Raw genomic sequence first — 19,031 nt, forward strand, 5'->3', positions numbered from 1 at the left:
CGCGTTCACGAGCAGGGGAAGGACCTGGTTCCGCACGGCAGCGGCCACGACCAGCGGCTGACGTTCACGCGTCACCGAGCCACGTAGCCGGCGTTGGCGTGCCGAGGCGTCGAGCTGCCCGTCAGCGGGTAATCACGGACGCATGAGCACACCTGAGATCGACCCGGCCACCGCCGCCGAGATGGAGCGGGAACCCGACTTCGCCGACGAGCACACCCGGCCGACCGTCGCCGATGAGCAAGCCGGCACGCCCAACACGCGGCCGGACGAGTCCACGCCCGAAGGCGAGGGCGGTGACGGCGGGATGGACATGAAGGACCGGCGACGCGACCGTTAGGCGCGCTATCCGGGGAGGAACTGGATTCGGACCGATTCGTCGTAGGGGACCACGATCGTTCTCCGCGTGGAGTCGGAGCCCGTCCAGTGCTCGGGAACGAGGAACAGCCGCCCGCCCGCCTCGGTCAGCAGCCGCAGACCCTGGCACCGCACCCGGAAGCGCCGGCCGTCCGAGTCCGGCAGCGGGAACTGGTGGACCCCCTTGGTGCCTTCCGGCAGGTACAGCCGTTGCTCCAGGTCCAGCACGACGACCGGTCGGGTGTGCAACTCGGCGGCCGACTCGGCGGCTCTGCCACGCCCGTACGCCGCCGCGAAGTTGTTCGTCGCCCAGAACAAGCCGAGCACGACGATCGCGCCGAGTGCGGTCACCAGCAGCACGTCGGCAGAGCTGGAACGCCTGCGCCTCGGTCTGCCGGTGCCGCGGTACACCCAGACTCCGTAGGCCAGCAGTGGAAGACCCAGGCCCAGGGATATCGCGGTCACGCCCGGGAACTCGTTCCGCGACACGCTCACGACCAGCATGCCGACGACCGCCCGCACGAACAGGGCCGCGCCGAGGATCATCAGGAGTACCCCGACGATTTTCGCCGCACGTGATCTCGGCCGCCGCAGCAGCGCCCGTACGCCTCGGTGAGCGACAAGGCCCAGGACGAGGAATACGAGCAGACCGGCGATCGGCGGGAAGATGACTTCCGTGCCGAGCAGCAGGAGTTCGGTGGTCGACAGGTCGAGCGCGTTCAGATCGACCCCGAAGTACTCGTACCTCACCAGCGTCGAGACGTAACCGAAGTAGAACAGCAGTGCCGCCACGAGTGTGGTCGGTGCGGCGATCGTGGCGAACGACTGAATCCGGCTGAGGACCGTCGCGGATTCGGCTGTCATGAGGTCGGCGGTGTCGTGGTCGGACTCGTGGTCGTTGTGGTCTGGCTCGTCGTTGTGGTGGTGTCCGTTGTAGGGCAGATCCGCTGACCGTCGGGACCTTCTTCGAGTTCTTCCGGCCGGCATGGGAACACCACTGCCGTCAGCGTCACCTGTTTCCGCCAGGTGACCGGAACCGGCTTGCTCGGCGACGGCGACGCGGGTGCGACCTTCGGATCGTCGCAGGGCTTTCCGGCCGTCGACGGGCACAGGGCGTTGAAGGTGAACGTCACCGTGGCCTGTGCCTGACTGCTGGAAGGGCGTGACGCTTCGACGTTGACCCGGCAGCTCTGCTGCGATTTCCCGTTCACCGGCGGGAAGGTGAAGCCGCGGCAGTCGCCGTCGTTGGAACTGCAGTCTTCACCACTGGACAGGAGTTGGAAGACCGCGGAGTTGGAAAGTGAAACGTCCACTGTGATGGGGACGGACGTGTCCTCGTTGACGAAGAACGGTTTGCACTCGGTTCGCGTCGAATCGTCCTCGTGCAGGGAGAATCGCGGCCACGACGACGTGTCGCTCCTGCCGTCCAGCCGTGCGCCCGCCACGTTGATCAGACGGGCGCCGTTCGTCGTCGTGCGCTCGGTGGTGTCGGTCGGTTCCGTACCGGTGGTGTCGAACCCGGTCTCGGTTGTCTCGGTGGTGGTCGTTGCTCCGCTGTCCGTGTCGGTGGGCGAACCGCAGCCGATCAGAAGCGCGAACGCACTCACCGCCACGCTGAACGTGCGCCAAGCCGTGATCATCACCGATCACCTCCCCGAAAGGGGCACCCTTACATCATCGGAATTCGATCGTAGTCCCACCCGTGTTACCGCTCTTCACCCGAAAGTGGCGGGCCGGTTCGAACTCCCGCGAATAGACGTCAATTTGTTGGAGACGGCGTGGACAGCGGACAGAACCGGGGGCGTCCGCGTCCCCGGCGTCGGAGAGGCTGACGCCGACCCGTGGGCCGGCCCCCTCCGACGAGCGAATCTGTCATGACTGACAGGTTTTGGTTAAAGTGTCAGTCGTGACAGATTCTTCGAACGGCCCGGTGAACCCCGGACGTCGGCGGTTCCTCCGGTCCACCGCGCTGTTCTCCGGCGCAGTGTTCGACAAGGCCGACATCGAGCTGCCCGATGTCGGGGCGAGCCCGCTCGGCGACGTCGCGCCGGCCATGGAGCCGTTCACCGTCGTGTCGGACGACCGGGTGCGGGTGAGCGCGATCCTCGTCCGGCACCCGCCGGTGTTTCCCGTCCTTCGCGTTCCGGTTCGACACCCCGCACGGCTCGGTCGTGTTCAGCGGCGACACCACGGTCACCGACAACATCGTGACGCTGGCTCGTGGCGCGGACGTGCTCGTGCACGAAGCGATCGACATGGAGGTGGTGGAGCGGTTCGGCAACCTCACGCCCGGCACGACGGCCATCCCCGACGCGAGCTGGTACGCCAAGGCCGTTTGCGGGTTCGGCGGGCGTGATCGTCGGCGACGACCTCCAGCGGATCAGGGTTTGACCAGCACGTCGAACGCCTCCCGGACCAGTCGGAGCGCGGCGGGCAGCCCCTTGTCCGACTCCGGGAGGCCGCCGAACGCGATCAGCGTGCTGCGCATCGCGGCGACCGACGCGCGGGCGAGGACCGACGCGCGGAACTCCACCTCGCGGTCGCCGGTGGCGGTGAGCCGATCGGCGAGCGCCGCGGCGAGTCCGTCCTCGAACTGGAGCAGCACCGGCTGCGCGGCCCGCGTCGCCCGTGACATGAAGTGCGCGGGCGGGCCGCTGAACAGCACACCCAGGCCGGTTCCGCGTTGCTCGGCGACCGCCAGGAGCCCGTTCAGCACGGCCTCGTACGGCGGCTCGCCGGCCGGGCGGGCGCGCACGGCTTCGGCGAGCACGGGGATCAGGTCCAGCACTTCGCCGAGGACCAGGTCCTCTTTGGACGGGAAGTAGCGGAAGAACGTCCGCTCGGTCACCCCGGCGGCGGACGCGACGTCGCGGACGGTCGTCCGCTCGTAGCCGTGCCGTTCGAACAGGTCGAGGGCGGCGTCCTGGAGGGCGCGTCGCGTCGCGGCCTTGTGCAGTTCCCGCCGTCCTGGAGTGACCACGGCGCCAGTGTCGCAGAGTCCGTGTCAGGACTGACACGTCGTCACGGGGCCTGCGCGAGGCGACCCCTGAGACCTTCCCGGCGTTCCGGGGTCGTTCCGGGTCACTACCGCTCGGTCGACCAGCACCGGGAGGGGCGTTTAGCGTTCCGCTTCCCGAAGCGGAACGCGCTGATTCGTTCCTACCTGCGCCGTTCCTCCGCCATCCTGAGGCTCTCGGCAACCCCCGGTTAGCGGTACGCCGTTCCGGGGACGGATCTTGTCCGACGCGTCCGTCCCCTGCTGACTTGCCGAGTTGACCTTCACCGCAGGAGGAAATCGATGACCGTTGCCCACGACGACCCTCACGTCGCGCGGCTCTTCGAACACATGGCACTGCTGGTCTCCGACGGCGTCGGTGATCCGCTCGACATCCACGAACAGCTGGTCGAGCTGGCCATGGAGAACTCGCCGGACGTCGCCCGGTACTGGAAACAGGTCGGTGTCGGCGTCGGCGTTCCGGACACCGCCTACAAGGACGGCGGACCGCACCTGTTCCCGGACGCGCCCCCGGTCCGGGTGTTCCGCACCAGCGGAACGACCGGGAGCGTCCGGGGCACCGTCCGGTACTCGAAGCTCGGGCTGGAGCTGAAGGGGATGGCGATCGAGGCCAACGCCCGCCGGCACCTGCGGCCGGACGACGGCGTGCGGCCCGTCGTCATCCCGTTCGCCCCGTCGGAGGAGGCGGCGCCGGAGATGGCGATCGCGTTCGACATGGCCCGGATCGCCGAGTCGTGCGGGAACCCCGAGCTCAGCACGGCCGTGGTCGGCGCGAACGGGGTCGACTTCGACCTGCTGGCGAACCGCCTGGACGCCGCCGTGGCGGAAGGCCTGCCGGTGGTGCTGGTCGGCGCGACCTTCGCGTTCGTCAACATCTGTGACGCGTTGGAGGAGCAGGGCAGGAGCTGGCAGCTGCCGCCGGGTTCGCGGATGTACGACGGCGGCGGGTTCAAGGGCCGCTCGCGGATCATGCGGGTGGACGACCTGCGTGCCGCCGTGCGCCGGGTGTTCGGCATCGAGCGGCACGGCAACATCTTCGGCATGACCGAGCTGGCCAACATGATCTACGACGCCTCGGACACCCCGGTCGGCCCGCTCGGCGAACGACCCAAGGGCAGCCACCCGGCGGGCGGGCCCAAGGTCCGCGACCCGCGCACCCGCGAGTACCTGACCGAGGGGCACGGCCTGCTGGAGATCACCGACCTGTCCCTGCTGGACCGGCCGCACGTGCTGCTCACCGGCGACCTCGGCATCGCCGGGCCGGAGGGCGTCGCGATCGCCGGCCGGATCGCGGGCAGCGCCAGCCGGGGCTGTTCCCTCACCCTCGACGAGATGACCGGAGGCGCGGCATGAGCGGCATTGGCGGCATTGGCGGCATTGGCGAGCTTGCGAGCGGATCATTCAGCACAGCGCGCTGTGCTCTTGCCACGCCGACCGCCGGCGAGGTGTGCGCATGAGCGTGTCGTGGATGCCGAAGTGGGTCACGGCGGACGGCGTGCCGTTCACCTTGCGCTCGGGTACGCACGAGTGGCGTGGGGTCAGACCCACCGACTGGACCGCCATCGGCGCGGGCCTGGAGGCCGCGCACAGTGACCTGCGGCGGCTGCCCGTGCGGCGGATCGTGGACGCGGTGGACGCGGTCGTCGACCTGTGGGCCAAGCGGGACTTCACCGCACGCCGGACCGCGGTGCGGAACGCGGCGCTGGTCACCGGCATGTCGGAGGAGACGATCGACGGCGCGTTGGACGCCGAGCTGGGCAACCTGCGCGCCGAGTCGCTGCTGGCCGCGCTGACCCGGGAGCTGGGCGCCCCGGAGGCGCTGGACGGCTTCCGCAGCGGCACGACGGCGGTCGGGCCGCGGACCGTGCTGGCGGTGTTCTCCGGCAACGTCCCGGGCCTGCCGGCGCGGTCGCTGGTGCGGGCGCTGCTGGTCAAGGCGACCGTGATCGCGAAGATCCCGGCCAAGGAGCCGCACTTCACCGCCGCGTTCCTGCGCACCCTGCACGACGTGGAGCCGGTGCTGGCCGACGCCGTGGTGGCCACGTACTGGGACCGTGACGACGAGGAGACGCTGGAGGGCGCGCTGGGACAGGCCGACGCGGTGATCGCCTACGGCGGCGACCAGGCGTGCGCGGCTATTCGGGCCAGGGTCCGGCCGCACCAGCTCTACGAGGAGCACTCGCACAAGCTGTCGTTCGGCATCGTCAGCGCGGAGTACGCGGCCCGGCACGGCGCGGCCGAGGTGGCCCGGCAGATCGCCTCCGACTGCAGTGACTTCGACCAGCACGCGTGCCTGTCGCCGCAGGTCTACCTGGTGCAGGAGCAGCACGCCCGCGAGATCGCGCGGCACCTGGCCGTGGCGATGCGGCGCGAGGCGCAGGACAGTCCGCCGGGGGCGATCGACGCGCAGGACGCCACGGTGCTGCAACACCGCAGGCTCGTCGCGGAGTGGCGGGCGGCCACCTCGGACACCAGCGAGGTGTGGGCGCCGGACGGTCTGGAGTGGACCGTCGTGCTGGACGACACGCTGATGCCGCTCAGCGGCGCGGGCAACCGGGTGGCGCGGATCGTCTCGGTGCCGGACGTGGCGGCGGCGGTCGACGCGATGCGGCCGTACGCCAAGCACCTCCAGAACGTGGGGTTGGGCGCGGTCGGCGAGGAGTTCCAGCGGACCGCGCGGGAGCTCGCCGTGCTCGGTGCGAGCCGGGTGTCCGCGCCGGGCGCGATGACCAGGCCGTCGATGGTGTGGCGGCACGACGGGCAGCCGCGCATCGCCGGACTCGTGCGCTGGTGTGACATCGAGCTGCACCCGGAGCTCGAGACCTCTTGACCCGGGCGTGGAATGGCCGTGCCCTGTTCGGGTGGACAGGGCACGGCCCTCCCGTGTGATAGCGCTCTCACAAAGCCCGGATGGTGGAAATCGGCTTCCTCGTCGCCCGGCTGGGCAGCGAGGATTTCGGTGTGCCCGCCCTGAGCGAGACCCCGGCCCGTTCCCAGCCCTTCATCCCGTTGGTGTCGGTGAGCCTGCTGACGGGCGTCGGGTACGCGCTGGCGGGCCCGTTCATGTCGCTGTTCCTGATCAAGGAAGTCCAGGCGGGCCCGGTCGCGGTCGGGGCGTTCCTGCTGGTCACCGCGCTGGTGTCGATGCTGGTGAGCACGTTGGTCGGACGGCTCTCCGACTCGCGGGCGATCCGCCGCACGTTGCTGGCGGTGGCCGGGGCGGCGGGCGCGCTGGGGTGGGCGCTGTTCGCGGTCCTGCGCGACTACTGGCTGCTGCTGGCGGTGGCCGTCACGTTGTGGGCGGTCGCGTCCTCCCACATGCCGCAGATGTACGCCTACGCCCGCCAGTTGCTGGAACGCAGCGGGTCGGCCAAGGCGCCGTTGGCCATCAGCGGTCTGCGGACGACGATGTCGATCGCCTGGGTCGGCGGGCCGCCGCTGGGTGCGCTGCTCATCGTGGGCGGTGGGTTCACCGGGCTGTTCGCCGCCGGTGCCGCGGTGTACGTGCTGGCGGTAGTGGTGACCCTGGTGTGGCTGCCCGAGTTGGGCTCGTCCGCGGCGCCGTCGCACGAGGTGGAACGGCAGTCCGGGCTGCGTCGGGAGGTCGTGCTCGCGGCGCTGGCGTTCGTGCTGCTGCAAGGTGCGACGTCGGTCGGTGTGGCGGCGATGCCGTTGTTCGTGACGGAGAACCTGGGCGGCACGACCGGTGACGCGGGGCTGGTGCTCGGTCTGTGCGCGGCCCTGGAGATCCCGCTGATGCTCGGCTTCGGCGCGCTGGCGATCCGGTTCAACCACCGGCTGCTCGTGCTGGCGGGCGGCGCGGTCGCGCTGGCGTACTACGGGGTCATGCTCGCCACCCAGGCCACCTGGCAGGTGATGGCCGCGCAGGTGCTGCACGCCGTGGTGATCTCCGCGGTGATGGGCGTGGGCATCTCGTACTTCCAGGACCTCGCGCCGGACCGGCCGGGTTACGCCACCACGCTCTACACCAACACGGCCAAGACCAGCTCGATGCTGGCCGGACCGCTGCTCGGCCTGGCCCAGCACCTCGGCTACCGCACCGCGTACGGCATGGGCCTGGTCATGTCGGTGCTCGGACTGGCACTGCTGCTGGCCGCCCGCCGCCGGTGATCGCGTCTGCGAGGACAACGCCGGGTAAACCGCCTTCGTGATGTCCCGCCGGCCGGCACACTCTGCTGATCATCTCAGCTCTCGTGGGGGTATCCATGAAGGCTTTTCGAAGACTTGTCGTCGTACTGGTCGCGATCACGGCCGGAATCGTTCCCACGGCGCAGGCCGGTGCCGCGCCGGGTGCGCCGCGGTTGACCAGGGTCGACACCGACGCCGCCGGTCAGCCGGACCCCGAAGGTACAGCGCAGATGGTCGGGCTGTCCGGGGACGGCCGGTACGCGCTGTTGTCGGTGCGCAGCAACAGCACCCTGGTGCCCCAGCCCCACCGCACTCCCACGGACGAGTGGACCTACATGGTTCGCAAAGACGTGCGGTCCGGCGAGATCATTCTCGCGAGCGTGCAGGAGAACGGTAGTCCGCTCGGGGTCAGCTGGTCGGCCGGTGCACTGGGGCGCGACGGCACGACGTTCGCGTATGCAGGCCGTTACGGCGAAGGGCCGATCGTTCTCTACCACCGCGACCTGACCTCCGGCGTGCGGCCGATCGTCACCATGCCGGAGGGTTGGACGCCCACCAACGTCGCGCTGTCCACCGAGGGGCGATGGTTGTCCTGGGTGACCGCGAACACCCAGGTGGCGGGTGACATTCTCATCCGGCACGACCTCCACACGGGCCAGACCACCACGCTGCTCGACTGCGGAGACCCGCGCAACGGCTGCTACATCTACACCGGGCCGTACGTGTCCGACGACGGCAACACGATCGCGTTGCAGTACCGGCAGACTCCCGCCGACCCCATCCGGCTCTCGGTCCTCGACGCCGCGTCCGGCGAACTGCGCACCCTGCCGGAAGGCGAGCAGGGCGAAGGCTTCATGATCAGCGGCAATGGGGAGTGGATCTTCTACGGTCGCGGTTTCGGCTGCCCGAGCTGCGGTGGGGGCAGGTTCGAGCTCAAGAGGATCGCCACCAAGCCCGGCGCCTCGCCTGAGCTGCTGCGGGCGTGGGAAGACAGCGTCACGTGGGGCGTGTACCCGACCTCCACCAACTACACGGGCAACCTGGTCGGCTATTTCAGGCAGACCGGCGTGAGCGGGAAGTACTTCGCCGCAGCGCGCGGCTACGTGCACGACCTGGTGACCGGCATCGAGACCCTGATCCCCGAACCGCGCACGGATGTCGCGTACGCCCGGTCGCCCAGCATCAGCTCGAACTCGCGGGTGGCCGTGTTCGGCGAAAGCTGCCTGTGGGCAACGTCGTGCACTCCAACGGGCCTTTACGCGGTCGCGCTCCCGGAGTTGCTGCCGGAACGGATGTGGTCCTGGCGTTAGCCGGTGTGCGCACACCGGAGTACTACGCCAGGTGGCGGACTACTCACGGTCAGGGGACCGACCGTTCGGTTTGCGCTCTTCGAGGGGTTCTCCGCGAATTTCGGGTCTACGACCCCCCTGGTTGCTAAACCTTCCTCAGGGGAGGAGGTCACAGTGCCCAGGGGTTTCTACGCGGATGACAACGGCCGCGTGCGGCCGGTCGCCGGCGGGGGCGGGCGAAGCGGGTCGGTGCTGCTGGCCGGGTTGGTCGCGCTCTGCGCGGTGGGGTATGGGGGAGCGGTCGGTCTCAGCACGGGCGGCTCCGGTGGTGGCGGCGCGGGGGTGAACGTCGAGACCCGCAAGGAGGAGGGCGGTGAGCTGGCGCGGCGGGGCGACGCCGACGGCGCGTGGCGGCGGATGGGGTTGCGCGGGTTCAAGCAGACCGCGAAGCAGCAGACCGAGTGCGTGGCGGCGTCGTTCGGCGGTGTGCGGGAGTTCTTGCGGCGGACCGGGTGCACGTCGATGGACCGCGTGCTGTTCGTCGTCGGTGACGACGTGGGCAACTCGGCGGTGATCGCGGTGTCGTGGGTCGGGTTCTCGTCGCGTAGTGACGCGCGGGAGTTCCAGGACCTGATGGACGCTTCCGGCACCGGCGACGTCAAGCCGTTGGGCGGTGACCTGGTCGGTCTGGCGGACATCCCGTTCAGCGGGGCCAACTACGGTTCGGACCGCGACCGGACCACGGTCACCGTCGCCGAGGCCGAGGTCGCCGGCGGTTACGTCACGCCGGAGGTGTTGGACGCGTTGGCGGAGGTGGCGGCGCAGTTGCCCCGCTGAACGCGGGATCGCCGAACGACGCCTTGCGGGCGGCCCGGCGCAGTGTCCGCAGCAGCACCGGGCCGGTCGCGAGGACGAGGATCGTGGTGGTGATGGCGCGGCCGACGTCCCAGCCGAGGGACGTGGCCAGGCTGAACGCGACCACGCGCACCAGGTTGTCCAGGATCGGCCCGCCCGGCTGGTAGGACAGCGATGTGCTGCCCGCGCCCAACGCGAAGGGCCAGAACGACAGGTTCAGCAGCAGCCCGTAGACCAGTGAGGCGGCGGCGCTGTACGCGGCGAGCACCACCAGTTCGGCTCTGCCTCCCAACGAGGACGGCAACAACCCCGCGCCCAACGCGACCCAGGCCGCGCCCAGCATCTGGTGGGGAAGCCACGGTCCCACACCGCCGGTCAGCAGCGCGGACGCGAACAACATCGTGTTGCCGAGCACGAACCCGAACCCGGGCCCGAACACCCGACCACCGAGGACGAGCAGGAAGAACACTGTCTCGATCCCCGCCGTGCCCGCGCCGAGCGGCCGGATCGCCGCGCCGAGGGCGGAGAGCACGCCCAGCATCGCCACGGCCTTCGCGTCCAGCCCGCCTTCACTGATCTCGGCCAGCACCACGGCCAGCACCAACGGCAGGAGCAGCGCGAACGTCCACGGCGCGGTCGTGCCCCGGGCGATGTCCGCGTCCGCGGAGACCAGCAACGGCCACCCGAACGCCACCACGCTGATCGCCGCCGCCACGGCCAGGGCGAGCGTCGCGCGGGGCCGGATGCGGATGGGGGAGGTGGTCATCGTGCCGCCAAGGCCGCGCGCACGTCCGCCACGGTCAGCCAGGGCTGCGGCGCCAGCACCTTGGCCACCTGGGGCGAGAAGACCGGGGACGCGGTGACCACCTCGGCGGTCGGGCCGTCGGCGACCACCTCGCCCTCGGCCAGCACGACCACGCGGCTCGCGTACTCGGCGACGAACTCCACGTCGTGCGTCGCCAGCACGATCGCGTGACCGTCGTCGGCGAGGTCGCGCAACGCGGCAGCCAGGCGGGTCTTGGCGGGGTAGTCCAAACCCCGGGTCGGCTCGTCCAGCAACACCGCGCGCGGCGACGGGGTGAGTGCCACGGCCAGCACCAGCGCCAGCCGTTGGCCCTCGGACAGGTCGCGCGGGTGCTGCGAGTCCGGGATGCCCGGCGCGAGCCGGTCCAGGAACTCGCGGCACGTGCCGGCGGGTTTCCCGGACTCGCGGTCGGCCTGTGCGCATTCGCCGCCGACGGTGTGCAGGTACAGCAGATCCCCGGGCTGTTGCGGCACCAGGCCGATGGCCTTCCGGCGCGGACCGGGCTTGAGCGACGCCGGGTCGACGCCGTCCACCGCCACCTCGCCGCCCGACCGCTTGCCGGTGCCCTGCACCGCCCACAACAGGCTCGACTTGCCCGAACCGTTGCGGCCCATCACGGCCACCCGCTCACCCGCGCCGACGCTCAACGACACCCCGCGCAGAGCATCCACAGTGGAGTAGCGAACCCGCAGACCCGTAGCGCGCAACAGTTCCGCCGGTCGCGTCGAGGACGATACGGGAGGTGACGGAAGACGGTCGCGCAGGGGACCGGCCAGCCGTCGAGCGTCCCGAATGGACACCGGCACCGGCTCCCACCCGGCCAGCTGACCCAGCCGCACCACGGGCGGCGCGACCGGTGCGTCGGCGAGCACCCGGCCGGGGTCGCCGGCGACCGGCGGCAGTCCACCGCCGGGCAGCCACACCACGCGGTCCGCGTACTGCGCCACCCGTTCCAGCCGGTGCTCGGCGATCAACACCGTCATGCCCAGGTCGTGCACCAGCCGGTGCAACGCGGCCAGCACGTCCTCCGCCGCACCCGGGTCCAGCGCCGACGTCGGCTCGTCCAGCACCAACACCCGCGGGTGTGCGGTGAGAGCCGCGCCGACGGCCACGCGCTGCTGCTGCCCACCGGACAACGTGGCCAGCGGCCGGTGCCGCAACTCGGCCAACCCGAGCAGGTCCAGGGTCTCCTCGACCCTCTTGCGCATCACCGGGTTCGGCAACGCCAGCGACTCCATCGAGTACTCCAGCTCCTCCTCGACCGAATCCGTGACGAACCCGGCCTGCGGGTCCTGTGCCACCATCCCGACCACGTCGGCCAGCTCACGCGGCGGGTGCGTGCGGGTGTCGCGTCCCGCCACCAGCACCCGGCCGGTGAGCGTGCCGCCGGTGAAGTGCGGCACCAGGCCGTTGACCGCGCGCAGCAACGTCGACTTGCCCGACCCGGTGCGGCCGACCACCAGGCACAGCTCGCCCTCCGGCACGTGCAGGTCCACCGCGGCCAACGCGGGCGCGGCGGCGTCGCGGTAGGCGACCGAGACGTTCTCGAACCGGATCATGTCGCCTTCCTGGTGGAACTCGGGTTCTTCCGACTGGCGACCACGACGGGTGCCACGGCGCACAGCAGACCGATCGCGGGCAGCAACGGCAGTTCCGGCGCGACCAGCGGCACCGTGCTCGGCGTCAGCACGGCACCGCCGAGAGCCGCCGGCGCGAGGAACGTCGCCAACGCCGCCACCAGCCCGGATGCGATGATCAGCAACTCGCGCGGCCCCCACCTGTCCGGCCGGTACCGGCTGCGCCGCACCCGCCGCGACCCGGTCCACAGACCCGCGATCGCCAACGCCGAACCCACCGCCAGCATCGGCGCGCCCACCACGCCGGGCGCGCTGCCGCCGAGCAACCCGTACGCCCCGACGCACAGCCCGAACAGCCCGCCCAGCACCAGCCCGCCGGTCACCACCCTGGTCCGCTTCGGCAGCCCGGCCGTGCGGCCGTAGCCGCGCGAGTCCATGGCCGCGGCCAACACCAGGGACCGTTCGAACGCGTCCTCCAACACCGGCACCATCAGCACCCGCACCGCCTTCACACCACGCACCGCGTCACCGCGCAACGCGCGTGCCCGGCGCACCGACCGGGCACTGGCGACCAACTGCGGCGCGACGGTCAACGCCACCACCACCGCCACGCTCACCTCGTACAACGCGGCCGGCAGCGACCGCAGCAGCCGCTTGGCGTTGGCCAACGCGTTCGCCGCGCCCACGCAGCACAGCAACGTCGCGAGCTGAAGTCCCTGGTACAGCGCGAAAGCCAGCCCCTCGGCGCTGACCGGCCCGCCCAGCCGGATGTCCCGCGCCCACTCCGGCAACGGGATCTCGGGCAACGTCACCAGCACCGTGGGACCGCTGACGCCGCCGAGCAGCACGTGCAGCACCACCCGGATCGCGAGCACGACCAAGGCGAACTTGAGGAACACCCCGTACGCACTGGCCCACGGGGCGTCCTCGCGGCACGACACGGCCACGTACCCGGCGACCGCGATCACCATCGCGAGCAGCACCGGGTTGGTCGTGCGGGTGGCCACGGCGGCGAGGCACAACGCCCACAGCCACCACGCACCGGGGTGCGGGCTCACTCCGCCGCCTTGGCGCGCCGCCGCGCGGTCCACACACCCAGACCGGCCAACGCGATGATCACCACGATCCCCACCACCAGCCCGACCGCGCCACCGGACGACGTGCCGGCCGTCGGCTCCACCGCCACCGACGTCGTACTCGTCGGTGTGGCCGATGAACTCGACGACGCACCACTACTGGGCGCAGTCTCCGAAGACGGCGGTGCGACACCGGGCTGCTCGCCTCCGCCGAACGACCAGCCCTCCGCGCTCCCCGGCACCGGGTCGTACGCACTCGCGCTCGTGTCGCTGTAGACCCACGACGCGCCGGGGCGGCCGTGCCAGTACGCCCAGTAAGCCGTCGGCGGTGAGGGGTTGACGCACGGATCACTGCTCGGCTTGTCGTTGATCCGGCACACGAATCCCGGCTGCCGGGACGCGAACGTGTACCCGAACCCCGCCGCCGTCAACGCGGTCGTTCCCGACGACGGATCACCCGGAGCACAGCCGGTCTGCACACCACCGCCCAACGAACGGAAGTCGACGACCACCGTCACGCCCGCGCAGTCCACCGCCTGAGCCGTCATCGGAGCACCCACCACCACAAGCCCGACGACCGCCAACGCCGTCAGGACCCGCCGCCACCTGCCCATCACGGCGCGGTGAAGTCGACCACGACCGTCACTTCCGCGCCCTCGCAACCCGCCTGCGTACCAGAACGACCGCGAGCACGCCGCCCACCAGCACCAACGCGCCGATCCACAGCGTCGTATCCGAAATGGACGAACCAGGCGAACTGGATGAAGTGGACGTGGTGGTGGCTGAGCAGTCGAGCACGGGCGCGCCCGGCTTGCCGTCCTTCGCCGTCAGGTCCGCGTAGCCGACACCCGTCAGTCCCAGGACACCCTGAGCGCTCGCACGCAATGACTTGACCTGCTCGAACCCGGCCTTGTCGAACGCGATCGCGCCCCGATCCGCCTCGGCCGCCGCGCAACCGACCTGCAACGACGTCAGGAACTCCGCCGCCTTGTCCACGGCAGCCGTACGTCCGCCCGCGCGCAGCGCGTGCGCCGCGAGACCGGTGCTGTTGGCGTTGCCCTCGTCCGCCTTGCCCTCGTCGCGGAACCCACCGCCGGGCTGCTGCACGCCGGTCAGCCAATCAAGCGCCTTATCCGCCTCCGCGGTCTTGTCGACCGCCAGCAACGCCTGCGCCACCATCGCGGTGGCGTCCACGTGCGACGCACACGTCGGCGCCTCCAGGATCAGCGGGAAACCACCGTCCGGGCACTGGGCGCCGACGAGGTAGTCGACGGCCGCCTGCGGCGCGCCCTCCCGCCGGTCCAGCGCCAGCAGCGCGAACGCCTGGGTGAAACCGTTGGAGTTGTCGCCGTACTGCGACTTGTCGCTGAACCGACCGGACGGCGCCTGCAACGCGGTGAGGCCCGCGATCAGGTCGACCCCGCCGAAGGCCGTCGGGTCCTGGCCGCGCACCTGTGTGGCCAATGCGAGCTTGGCGTGCGCACCCGCGTACGACTCGGCGGGGTCGCCGCCGTGCAGGTAGTTGTCGATGATCTCCGGCTTGGCGAGCCACTCGCTCGCCTTGTCCGCGCTGTCCGACGCCACACCGGCGGCGGTGAACGCGAGCAGCGCGTCCAGCGTCAGGCCCTGGTCGTGGTAGACCGTGCCGTCGACGGTGTTCTCGAAGTGGTCGCCGTCGACCAGTTGCAGGGCGAGCCACCCCGCGGCGGCGTCGCTCACGTCCGTCGTCGGCGGGGCCTGGGCCTGGCTCTGGGCCTGGCTTTGGGCGGCGGGCACCACCGCGAGAGCGGCGACGGCCGCGACGGCGATGACGGCGGCGGTCCGTCTCAACGACATGTTCGGCCTTTCCGGGCGCAAGGCGTGAGCGGACCCCGGACAGCCGTGATCGACTTCCCCCGGGCTCCGACCCGTTGACCTCGACGGTGTCAGGAGCGTGGCACGCACGACGGGTGTTCGGGCTCGTCCCGGGTGGGACCTACCGTTGCGGGTCAGCGCCGGATTTCGACCGGCTTCCCCCGTTCGTGCGCGATTGTCGATCGTCTGTCAACTACCCTGGCGTGTCAATCCGCCTGTAGCGCGATGCTCCTCACCCCTACGTACCGTTACCGTCGATCAATCAACCTGGGGAAGAGGGGTGTGGAATGACGACTCTGGCGTCCGTGCGCGACGGTTTGGTGGCGTGGGTCGCACGGCGTTCGGCGACGCGGTGGGTTGTTGGCAAGATCGGTTCGCGGGCGTTGTCGCTGCTCCCGGACCGTGCGCTGGTCCCGTTGAAGCGGGACGGCGTGGTTCCGGTCGCCGAGCTGGAGCGGATGCGGGAGGCCGGTGCGGTGCACCGGATCCCGGTGCCGTTCGGCTTGCGGGTGTGGTTGGTCACCGGTCAGGACGAAGCGAAGAAGGTGCTTGCCGACACAGGTGCGTTCAGCAACGACTACGCGCGACTCGGTGCGGCGGTGGGACGTTTGGAGCAGTCGCCCGGTGGTCTCGGCTTCGCCGACCCGCCGGACCACACCCGGCTGCGCAAGCTGCTCACGCCGGAGTTCACGATGCGCCGGCTGTCCCGGCTCGTGCCGCGCATCGACGCGATCGTGACCGAGCGGCTGGACGCGATGGAGGCCGCCGACGGGCCGGTCGACCTGGTGCAGGAGTTCGCGCTGCCGATCCCGTCGCTGACGATCTGCGAGCTGCTGGGCGTGCCCTACTCCGACCGCGACCGGTTCCAGGAGTTGGCGGCGGCCCGGTTCGACCTGTTCGGCGGTGCGGGGCAGGCGTTGGGTGCGATCTCGGAGTCGTTGTCCTACATGGAGGAGATCGTGCGCCGGGAGCGTCGGTCGCCGGGTGACGGTTTGATCGGCATGATCATCCGTGAGCACGGTGACAACGTCAGCGACGCCGAGTTGGCCGGTCTGGCGGACGGGGTGCTGACCGGGGGGTTCGACACCACGGCGTCGATGCTCGCGTTGGGCGCGATCGTGTTGTTGAGCGACGACGAGGCGCGTGCGGCGATGCGTGACGACGACGCGGCCACCGCGCCGTTGGTGGAGGAGTTGCTGCGGCACTTGAGCGTGGTGCAGGTGGCGTTCCCGCGGTTCGCCCGACACCAGTTGCGGGTCGGAGATCAGCAGATCGAGGAAGGCGACGTGGTCGTGGTGTCCCTGTCCGCGGCCAACCGCGAGGGCGCGTCCGACTTCGATCACGGCCGACCGGCGTCCGCGCACCTGGCGTTCGGCCACGGCGCGCACCGCTGCGTGGGCGCCGAGTTGGCCCGGATGGAACTGCGTGCCGCGTACCCGGCGCTGCTGCGCCGTTTCCCCAACCTGCGCATGGCGACCGACAGCCCGGCCTTCCGGACCGCGTCGATCGTCCACGGCGTCGACTCGCTCCTCGTCCACACCCGCTGACCTGAACGCAGAACTCGGGGTACCTGACCGTTCGACTCTCGCGTCCTGAGCGTTCGACTCACGCGAGAGTCGAACGCTCAGACCTCGAGAGTCGAACGTTCGGGGCACCTGAGTTCTACGTTCAGGTTCGGAGTGGGGTTCGGGGTTGGGGTCGGAGCCCGGCTCGATCTTGTAGTTCTGCTTAACGGAACGTCATGAGGTTTCACTTTTCTTGAAGTCGGTCATGGGGGACGGTGGTCCCATGACCGGACGAGGCGTGCTGCGGATGGGAGTGCTGGCCCTGCTCTGGGGCTCGGGCTTCCTGTGGATCAAACTGGCCCTGACCGGCCTCACGCCGGTGCCGATCACGGTGATCCGGTGCGCCCTGGGCGCGGCCGTCCTCCTCGTCCTGGCCCGCGGGCCACCAGAAACTGCCACGCAAGCTCTGGGGTCACCTGGCGGTCGCCGCGTTCTTCTGCAACGCCCTGCCGTTCCTGCTCTTCGGCATCGGAGAGCAGACCGTCGACTCCGGTGTGGCGGGGGTCCTCAACGCGACCACCCCGCTGTTCTCCCTGCTCATCGGACTCGTGATCGGCACGGAACGCGGCCTCACCCCGGTCCGGGTGACCGGCCTGGTCCTCGGTTTCGCGGGCGTCCTGCTGATCTTCGCCCCCTGGGAGCACGGCCTGGCGAGCATCGGCGCGCTCGCGCTCCTCGGCGCGGCGGCGAGCTACGCGGTCGCGTTCGTCTACATGGGACGGAAACTGGTCGGCAAGGGCGGCCCGGTCGCCGTGTCCGCCGCCCAACTGACCGCCGCTACGGGTCTGAGCGCGCTCATGCTCCCGTTCGACCAGGCCCCGACCACGTTCAACGTGACCGCGATCGTCGCGGTGGTGGTCCTCGGCGTCTTCGGCACCGGCATCACGTTCTACCTCAACTACCGGATCATCGAGGACGAGGGCCCGACCAGTGCCGCCACCGTCGGCTACCTGTTGCCCGTCGTCTCCGTCGCACTGGGCGCGATCGTGCTCGACGAGCCGCTGACACCGCGGATCGTCGTGGGCATGGCGGTGGTCCTCGGCGGTGTGGCGATGACCCGGTTGGCCCTGGCCAAGCGCCCGTTCGAGGGAAAGCGGCGTTACCCGTTGTCGGTTATGTCCACCGAGGGTGACGACCTGCGCGGCCGATCGGCCGACCTCCGTTGACCATGACATAACCGCTGGTCAGGCTCCTGAGTGAACCCCTGGACGAGTGACTGTCCGCTCCGTCAACCCTGCGTCGGAGCGCGCCCGTTCGGGGGTCACCCGAAGGAGCCAACACGTGCGTCCTTTCCACAGAACCCTTGCCGTTCTGGCCGTCTCCACCACCGCAATCGGACTCACCACCGGCGCCGCCCTGGCCGAACCCCTGCACCAGGCCGACATCGTGGTCGCGGCGGCGTCCGCGACCGTCCACCCGATCAAGGACTCCTACATCGTCACGCTGAACCCGGCCGCCCGCAGCGGCGCGAACGTCGCCGCCACGGCGGGCGTGACGCCGACCCACGTCTGGAACGCGGCGTTCAACGGGTTCGCCGCCAAGCTCACCCCGGCGCAGCTGCGCAAGCTCAGCCGCGACCCGGCGGTCACCACGATCGAACAGGACGTGCTGGTCACCGACGCGCTCGACGCCACCCAGGCGAACCCGCCGTCGTGGGGCATCGACCGCGTGGACCAGCGCAACCTGCCGCTGTCGGCGAGCTACAACTACACGTACACGGGCGCCGGCGTGCACGCGTACATCATCGACACCGGCATCACGCCGGGCCACGCGGACTACGGCGGCCGGGCCACGTTCGACTACAACGCCTACGACAGCAACAACACCGACTGCCACGGCCACGGCACGCACGTCGCCGGCACCATCGGCTCCAACACCTACGGCATCGCCAAGGGCGTTCGCCTGCACGGCGTGAAGATGATGAACTGCTCCGGCAGCGCCACCACCACGTCGGTGCTCAACGCGATCAACTGGGTGACGGCCAACCACACCAAGCCGGCCGTGGCCAACACGTCGTGGAACTTCACGCCGTCGGCCAGCCTGGAGACCGCGATCCGCAACATGATCGCCGCGGGCGTCTTCCTGGCCACCTCGGCGGGCAACACCGGCGGCAACTCGTGCGACCGCCTGCCGCGCAAGGTGGAGACGGCCAGCGTGGTCGCGTCCTCCGAGCGCACCGACGCCCGGTCGTCGTTCTCCAGCACCGGCGCGTGCGTCGACCTCTACGCCCCGGGCGGCTCGATCGTCTCGACCGTCCGCACCGGCGGCTCGGGCACGATGAGCGGCACGTCGATGGCTACCCCGCACGTGGCGGGTGTGGCCGCGCTCTACAAGCAGCGGTTCGGCGACCAGTCGTCGGCGACCGTGCACAACTGGCTCAACTCCAGCGCCACGCCGAACGTCGTCAGCGGCGGCGCCACCGGCGGCACGGTCAACCGCCTGCTGTTCACCAGCGGTTCGTGACCTTCCCCGGCGCGCGGCGGCCTGTCCT

Annotated in this window: 16 protein-coding genes, 1 pseudogene and 1 riboswitch; of the genes and pseudogenes, 10 read left to right on the forward strand and 7 right to left on the reverse strand. The window is 70.4% G+C overall.

Going from position 1 to position 19,031, the window contains the following annotated elements:
* Positions 1-142: 142 nt before the first annotated feature.
* The gene (locus FM051_RS05960; RefSeq protein WP_158841476.1) at positions 143-337 is read left to right on the forward strand and encodes a hypothetical protein; all 195 of its coding nucleotides are present in this window, start codon (positions 143-145) and stop codon (positions 335-337) included.
* A gap of 5 nt (positions 338-342) precedes the next feature.
* Here the strand turns inward: FM051_RS05960 and FM051_RS05965 are convergent, their stop codons facing one another.
* On the reverse strand, positions 343-1,218 hold the full coding sequence (locus FM051_RS05965; RefSeq protein ID WP_158841477.1) for a hypothetical protein: 876 nt from the start codon (positions 1,216-1,218) through the stop codon (positions 343-345).
* Between the two features lie 312 nt (positions 1,219-1,530).
* Here FM051_RS05965 and FM051_RS05970 point away from each other — a divergent pair, with 312 nt between their 5' ends.
* Complete coding sequence (locus FM051_RS05970) at positions 1,531-2,232, forward strand: hypothetical protein (RefSeq protein WP_158841478.1); 702 nt, start codon at positions 1,531-1,533, stop codon at positions 2,230-2,232.
* A 502-nt stretch (positions 2,233-2,734) separates the two neighbouring features.
* Here FM051_RS05970 and FM051_RS05975 read toward each other — a convergent pair.
* Positions 2,735-3,334, reverse strand: coding sequence for a TetR family transcriptional regulator (locus FM051_RS05975; RefSeq protein ID WP_158841479.1), 600 nt, complete (start codon positions 3,332-3,334; stop codon positions 2,735-2,737).
* Positions 3,335-3,652: 318 nt separating this feature from the next.
* Between FM051_RS05975 and FM051_RS05980 the strand changes: the two genes are divergently transcribed.
* The 5 genes from FM051_RS05980 to FM051_RS06000 all read left to right on the forward strand — a co-directional run bounded on the left by FM051_RS05980 (position 3,653) and on the right by FM051_RS06000 (position 9,645).
* The gene (locus FM051_RS05980) at positions 3,653-4,723 is read left to right on the forward strand and encodes a LuxE/PaaK family acyltransferase (RefSeq protein ID WP_158841480.1); all 1,071 of its coding nucleotides are present in this window, start codon (positions 3,653-3,655) and stop codon (positions 4,721-4,723) included.
* 100 nt (positions 4,724-4,823) lie between these two features.
* A complete protein-coding gene (locus FM051_RS05985; protein ID WP_158841481.1) occupies positions 4,824-6,200 on the forward strand; it encodes an acyl-CoA reductase in 1,377 nt (458 codons plus the stop codon).
* An 80-nt stretch (positions 6,201-6,280) separates the two neighbouring features.
* Positions 6,281-7,501, forward strand: a complete 1,221-nt coding sequence (locus FM051_RS05990; protein WP_158841482.1) for a sugar efflux transporter — start codon at positions 6,281-6,283, stop codon at positions 7,499-7,501.
* Positions 7,502-7,596: 95 nt separating this feature from the next.
* Positions 7,597-8,829, forward strand: coding sequence for a TolB-like translocation protein (locus FM051_RS05995; RefSeq protein ID WP_158841483.1), 1,233 nt, complete (start codon positions 7,597-7,599; stop codon positions 8,827-8,829).
* A 153-nt stretch (positions 8,830-8,982) separates the two neighbouring features.
* Positions 8,983-9,645: a hypothetical protein gene (locus FM051_RS06000; protein ID WP_158841485.1), complete on the forward strand. Its 663-nt coding sequence runs from the start codon at positions 8,983-8,985 to the stop codon at positions 9,643-9,645.
* Here FM051_RS06000 and FM051_RS06005 read toward each other — a convergent pair.
* The 5 genes from FM051_RS06005 to FM051_RS06025 are packed head-to-tail and all read right to left on the reverse strand — an operon-like array spanning position 9,590 to position 14,957.
* Positions 9,590-10,429 (reverse strand): ECF transporter S component, encoded by an 840-nt coding sequence (locus FM051_RS06005; RefSeq protein WP_158841487.1) that lies wholly within the window; start codon positions 10,427-10,429, stop codon positions 9,590-9,592. The genes FM051_RS06000 and FM051_RS06005 overlap by 56 nt on opposite strands.
* The gene (locus FM051_RS06010) at positions 10,426-12,027 is read right to left on the reverse strand and encodes an ABC transporter ATP-binding protein (protein ID WP_158841489.1); all 1,602 of its coding nucleotides are present in this window, start codon (positions 12,025-12,027) and stop codon (positions 10,426-10,428) included. The genes FM051_RS06005 and FM051_RS06010 overlap by 4 nt, the downstream gene beginning before the upstream one ends.
* Positions 12,024-13,103, reverse strand: coding sequence for a CbiQ family ECF transporter T component (locus FM051_RS06015; RefSeq protein ID WP_238412159.1), 1,080 nt, complete (start codon positions 13,101-13,103; stop codon positions 12,024-12,026). Before FM051_RS06015 ends, FM051_RS06010 begins: the two co-directional genes overlap by 4 nt.
* A complete protein-coding gene (locus tag FM051_RS50400; protein ID WP_202918702.1) occupies positions 13,100-13,735 on the reverse strand; it encodes a hypothetical protein in 636 nt (211 codons plus the stop codon). The genes FM051_RS06015 and FM051_RS50400 overlap by 4 nt, the downstream gene beginning before the upstream one ends.
* A gap of 28 nt (positions 13,736-13,763) precedes the next feature.
* Complete coding sequence (locus FM051_RS06025) at positions 13,764-14,957, reverse strand: prenyltransferase/squalene oxidase repeat-containing protein (protein WP_158841493.1); 1,194 nt, start codon at positions 14,955-14,957, stop codon at positions 13,764-13,766.
* 91 nt (positions 14,958-15,048) lie between these two features.
* Positions 15,049-15,192, reverse strand: a riboswitch (cobalamin riboswitch).
* 70 nt (positions 15,193-15,262) lie between these two features.
* On the opposite strand from FM051_RS06025, the gene FM051_RS06030 reads away from it, so the two are divergent.
* The 3 genes and pseudogenes from FM051_RS06030 (at position 15,263) to FM051_RS06040 (ending at position 19,003) form a co-directional block, all read left to right on the forward strand.
* Positions 15,263-16,522, forward strand: coding sequence for a cytochrome P450 (locus FM051_RS06030; protein WP_158841495.1), 1,260 nt, complete (start codon positions 15,263-15,265; stop codon positions 16,520-16,522).
* Positions 16,523-16,745: 223 nt separating this feature from the next.
* A pseudogene (locus FM051_RS06035) lies at positions 16,746-17,706 on the forward strand (DMT family transporter).
* A gap of 115 nt (positions 17,707-17,821) precedes the next feature.
* Positions 17,822-19,003: a S8 family peptidase gene (locus FM051_RS06040; protein ID WP_158841497.1), complete on the forward strand. Its 1,182-nt coding sequence runs from the start codon at positions 17,822-17,824 to the stop codon at positions 19,001-19,003.
* The last annotated feature ends 28 nt before the right edge of the window (positions 19,004-19,031 follow it).

Origin of the sequence: Saccharothrix deserti, from assembly GCF_009769385.1 — a bacterium.
Lineage (GTDB): Bacteria > Actinomycetota > Actinomycetes > Mycobacteriales > Pseudonocardiaceae > Actinosynnema > Actinosynnema deserti.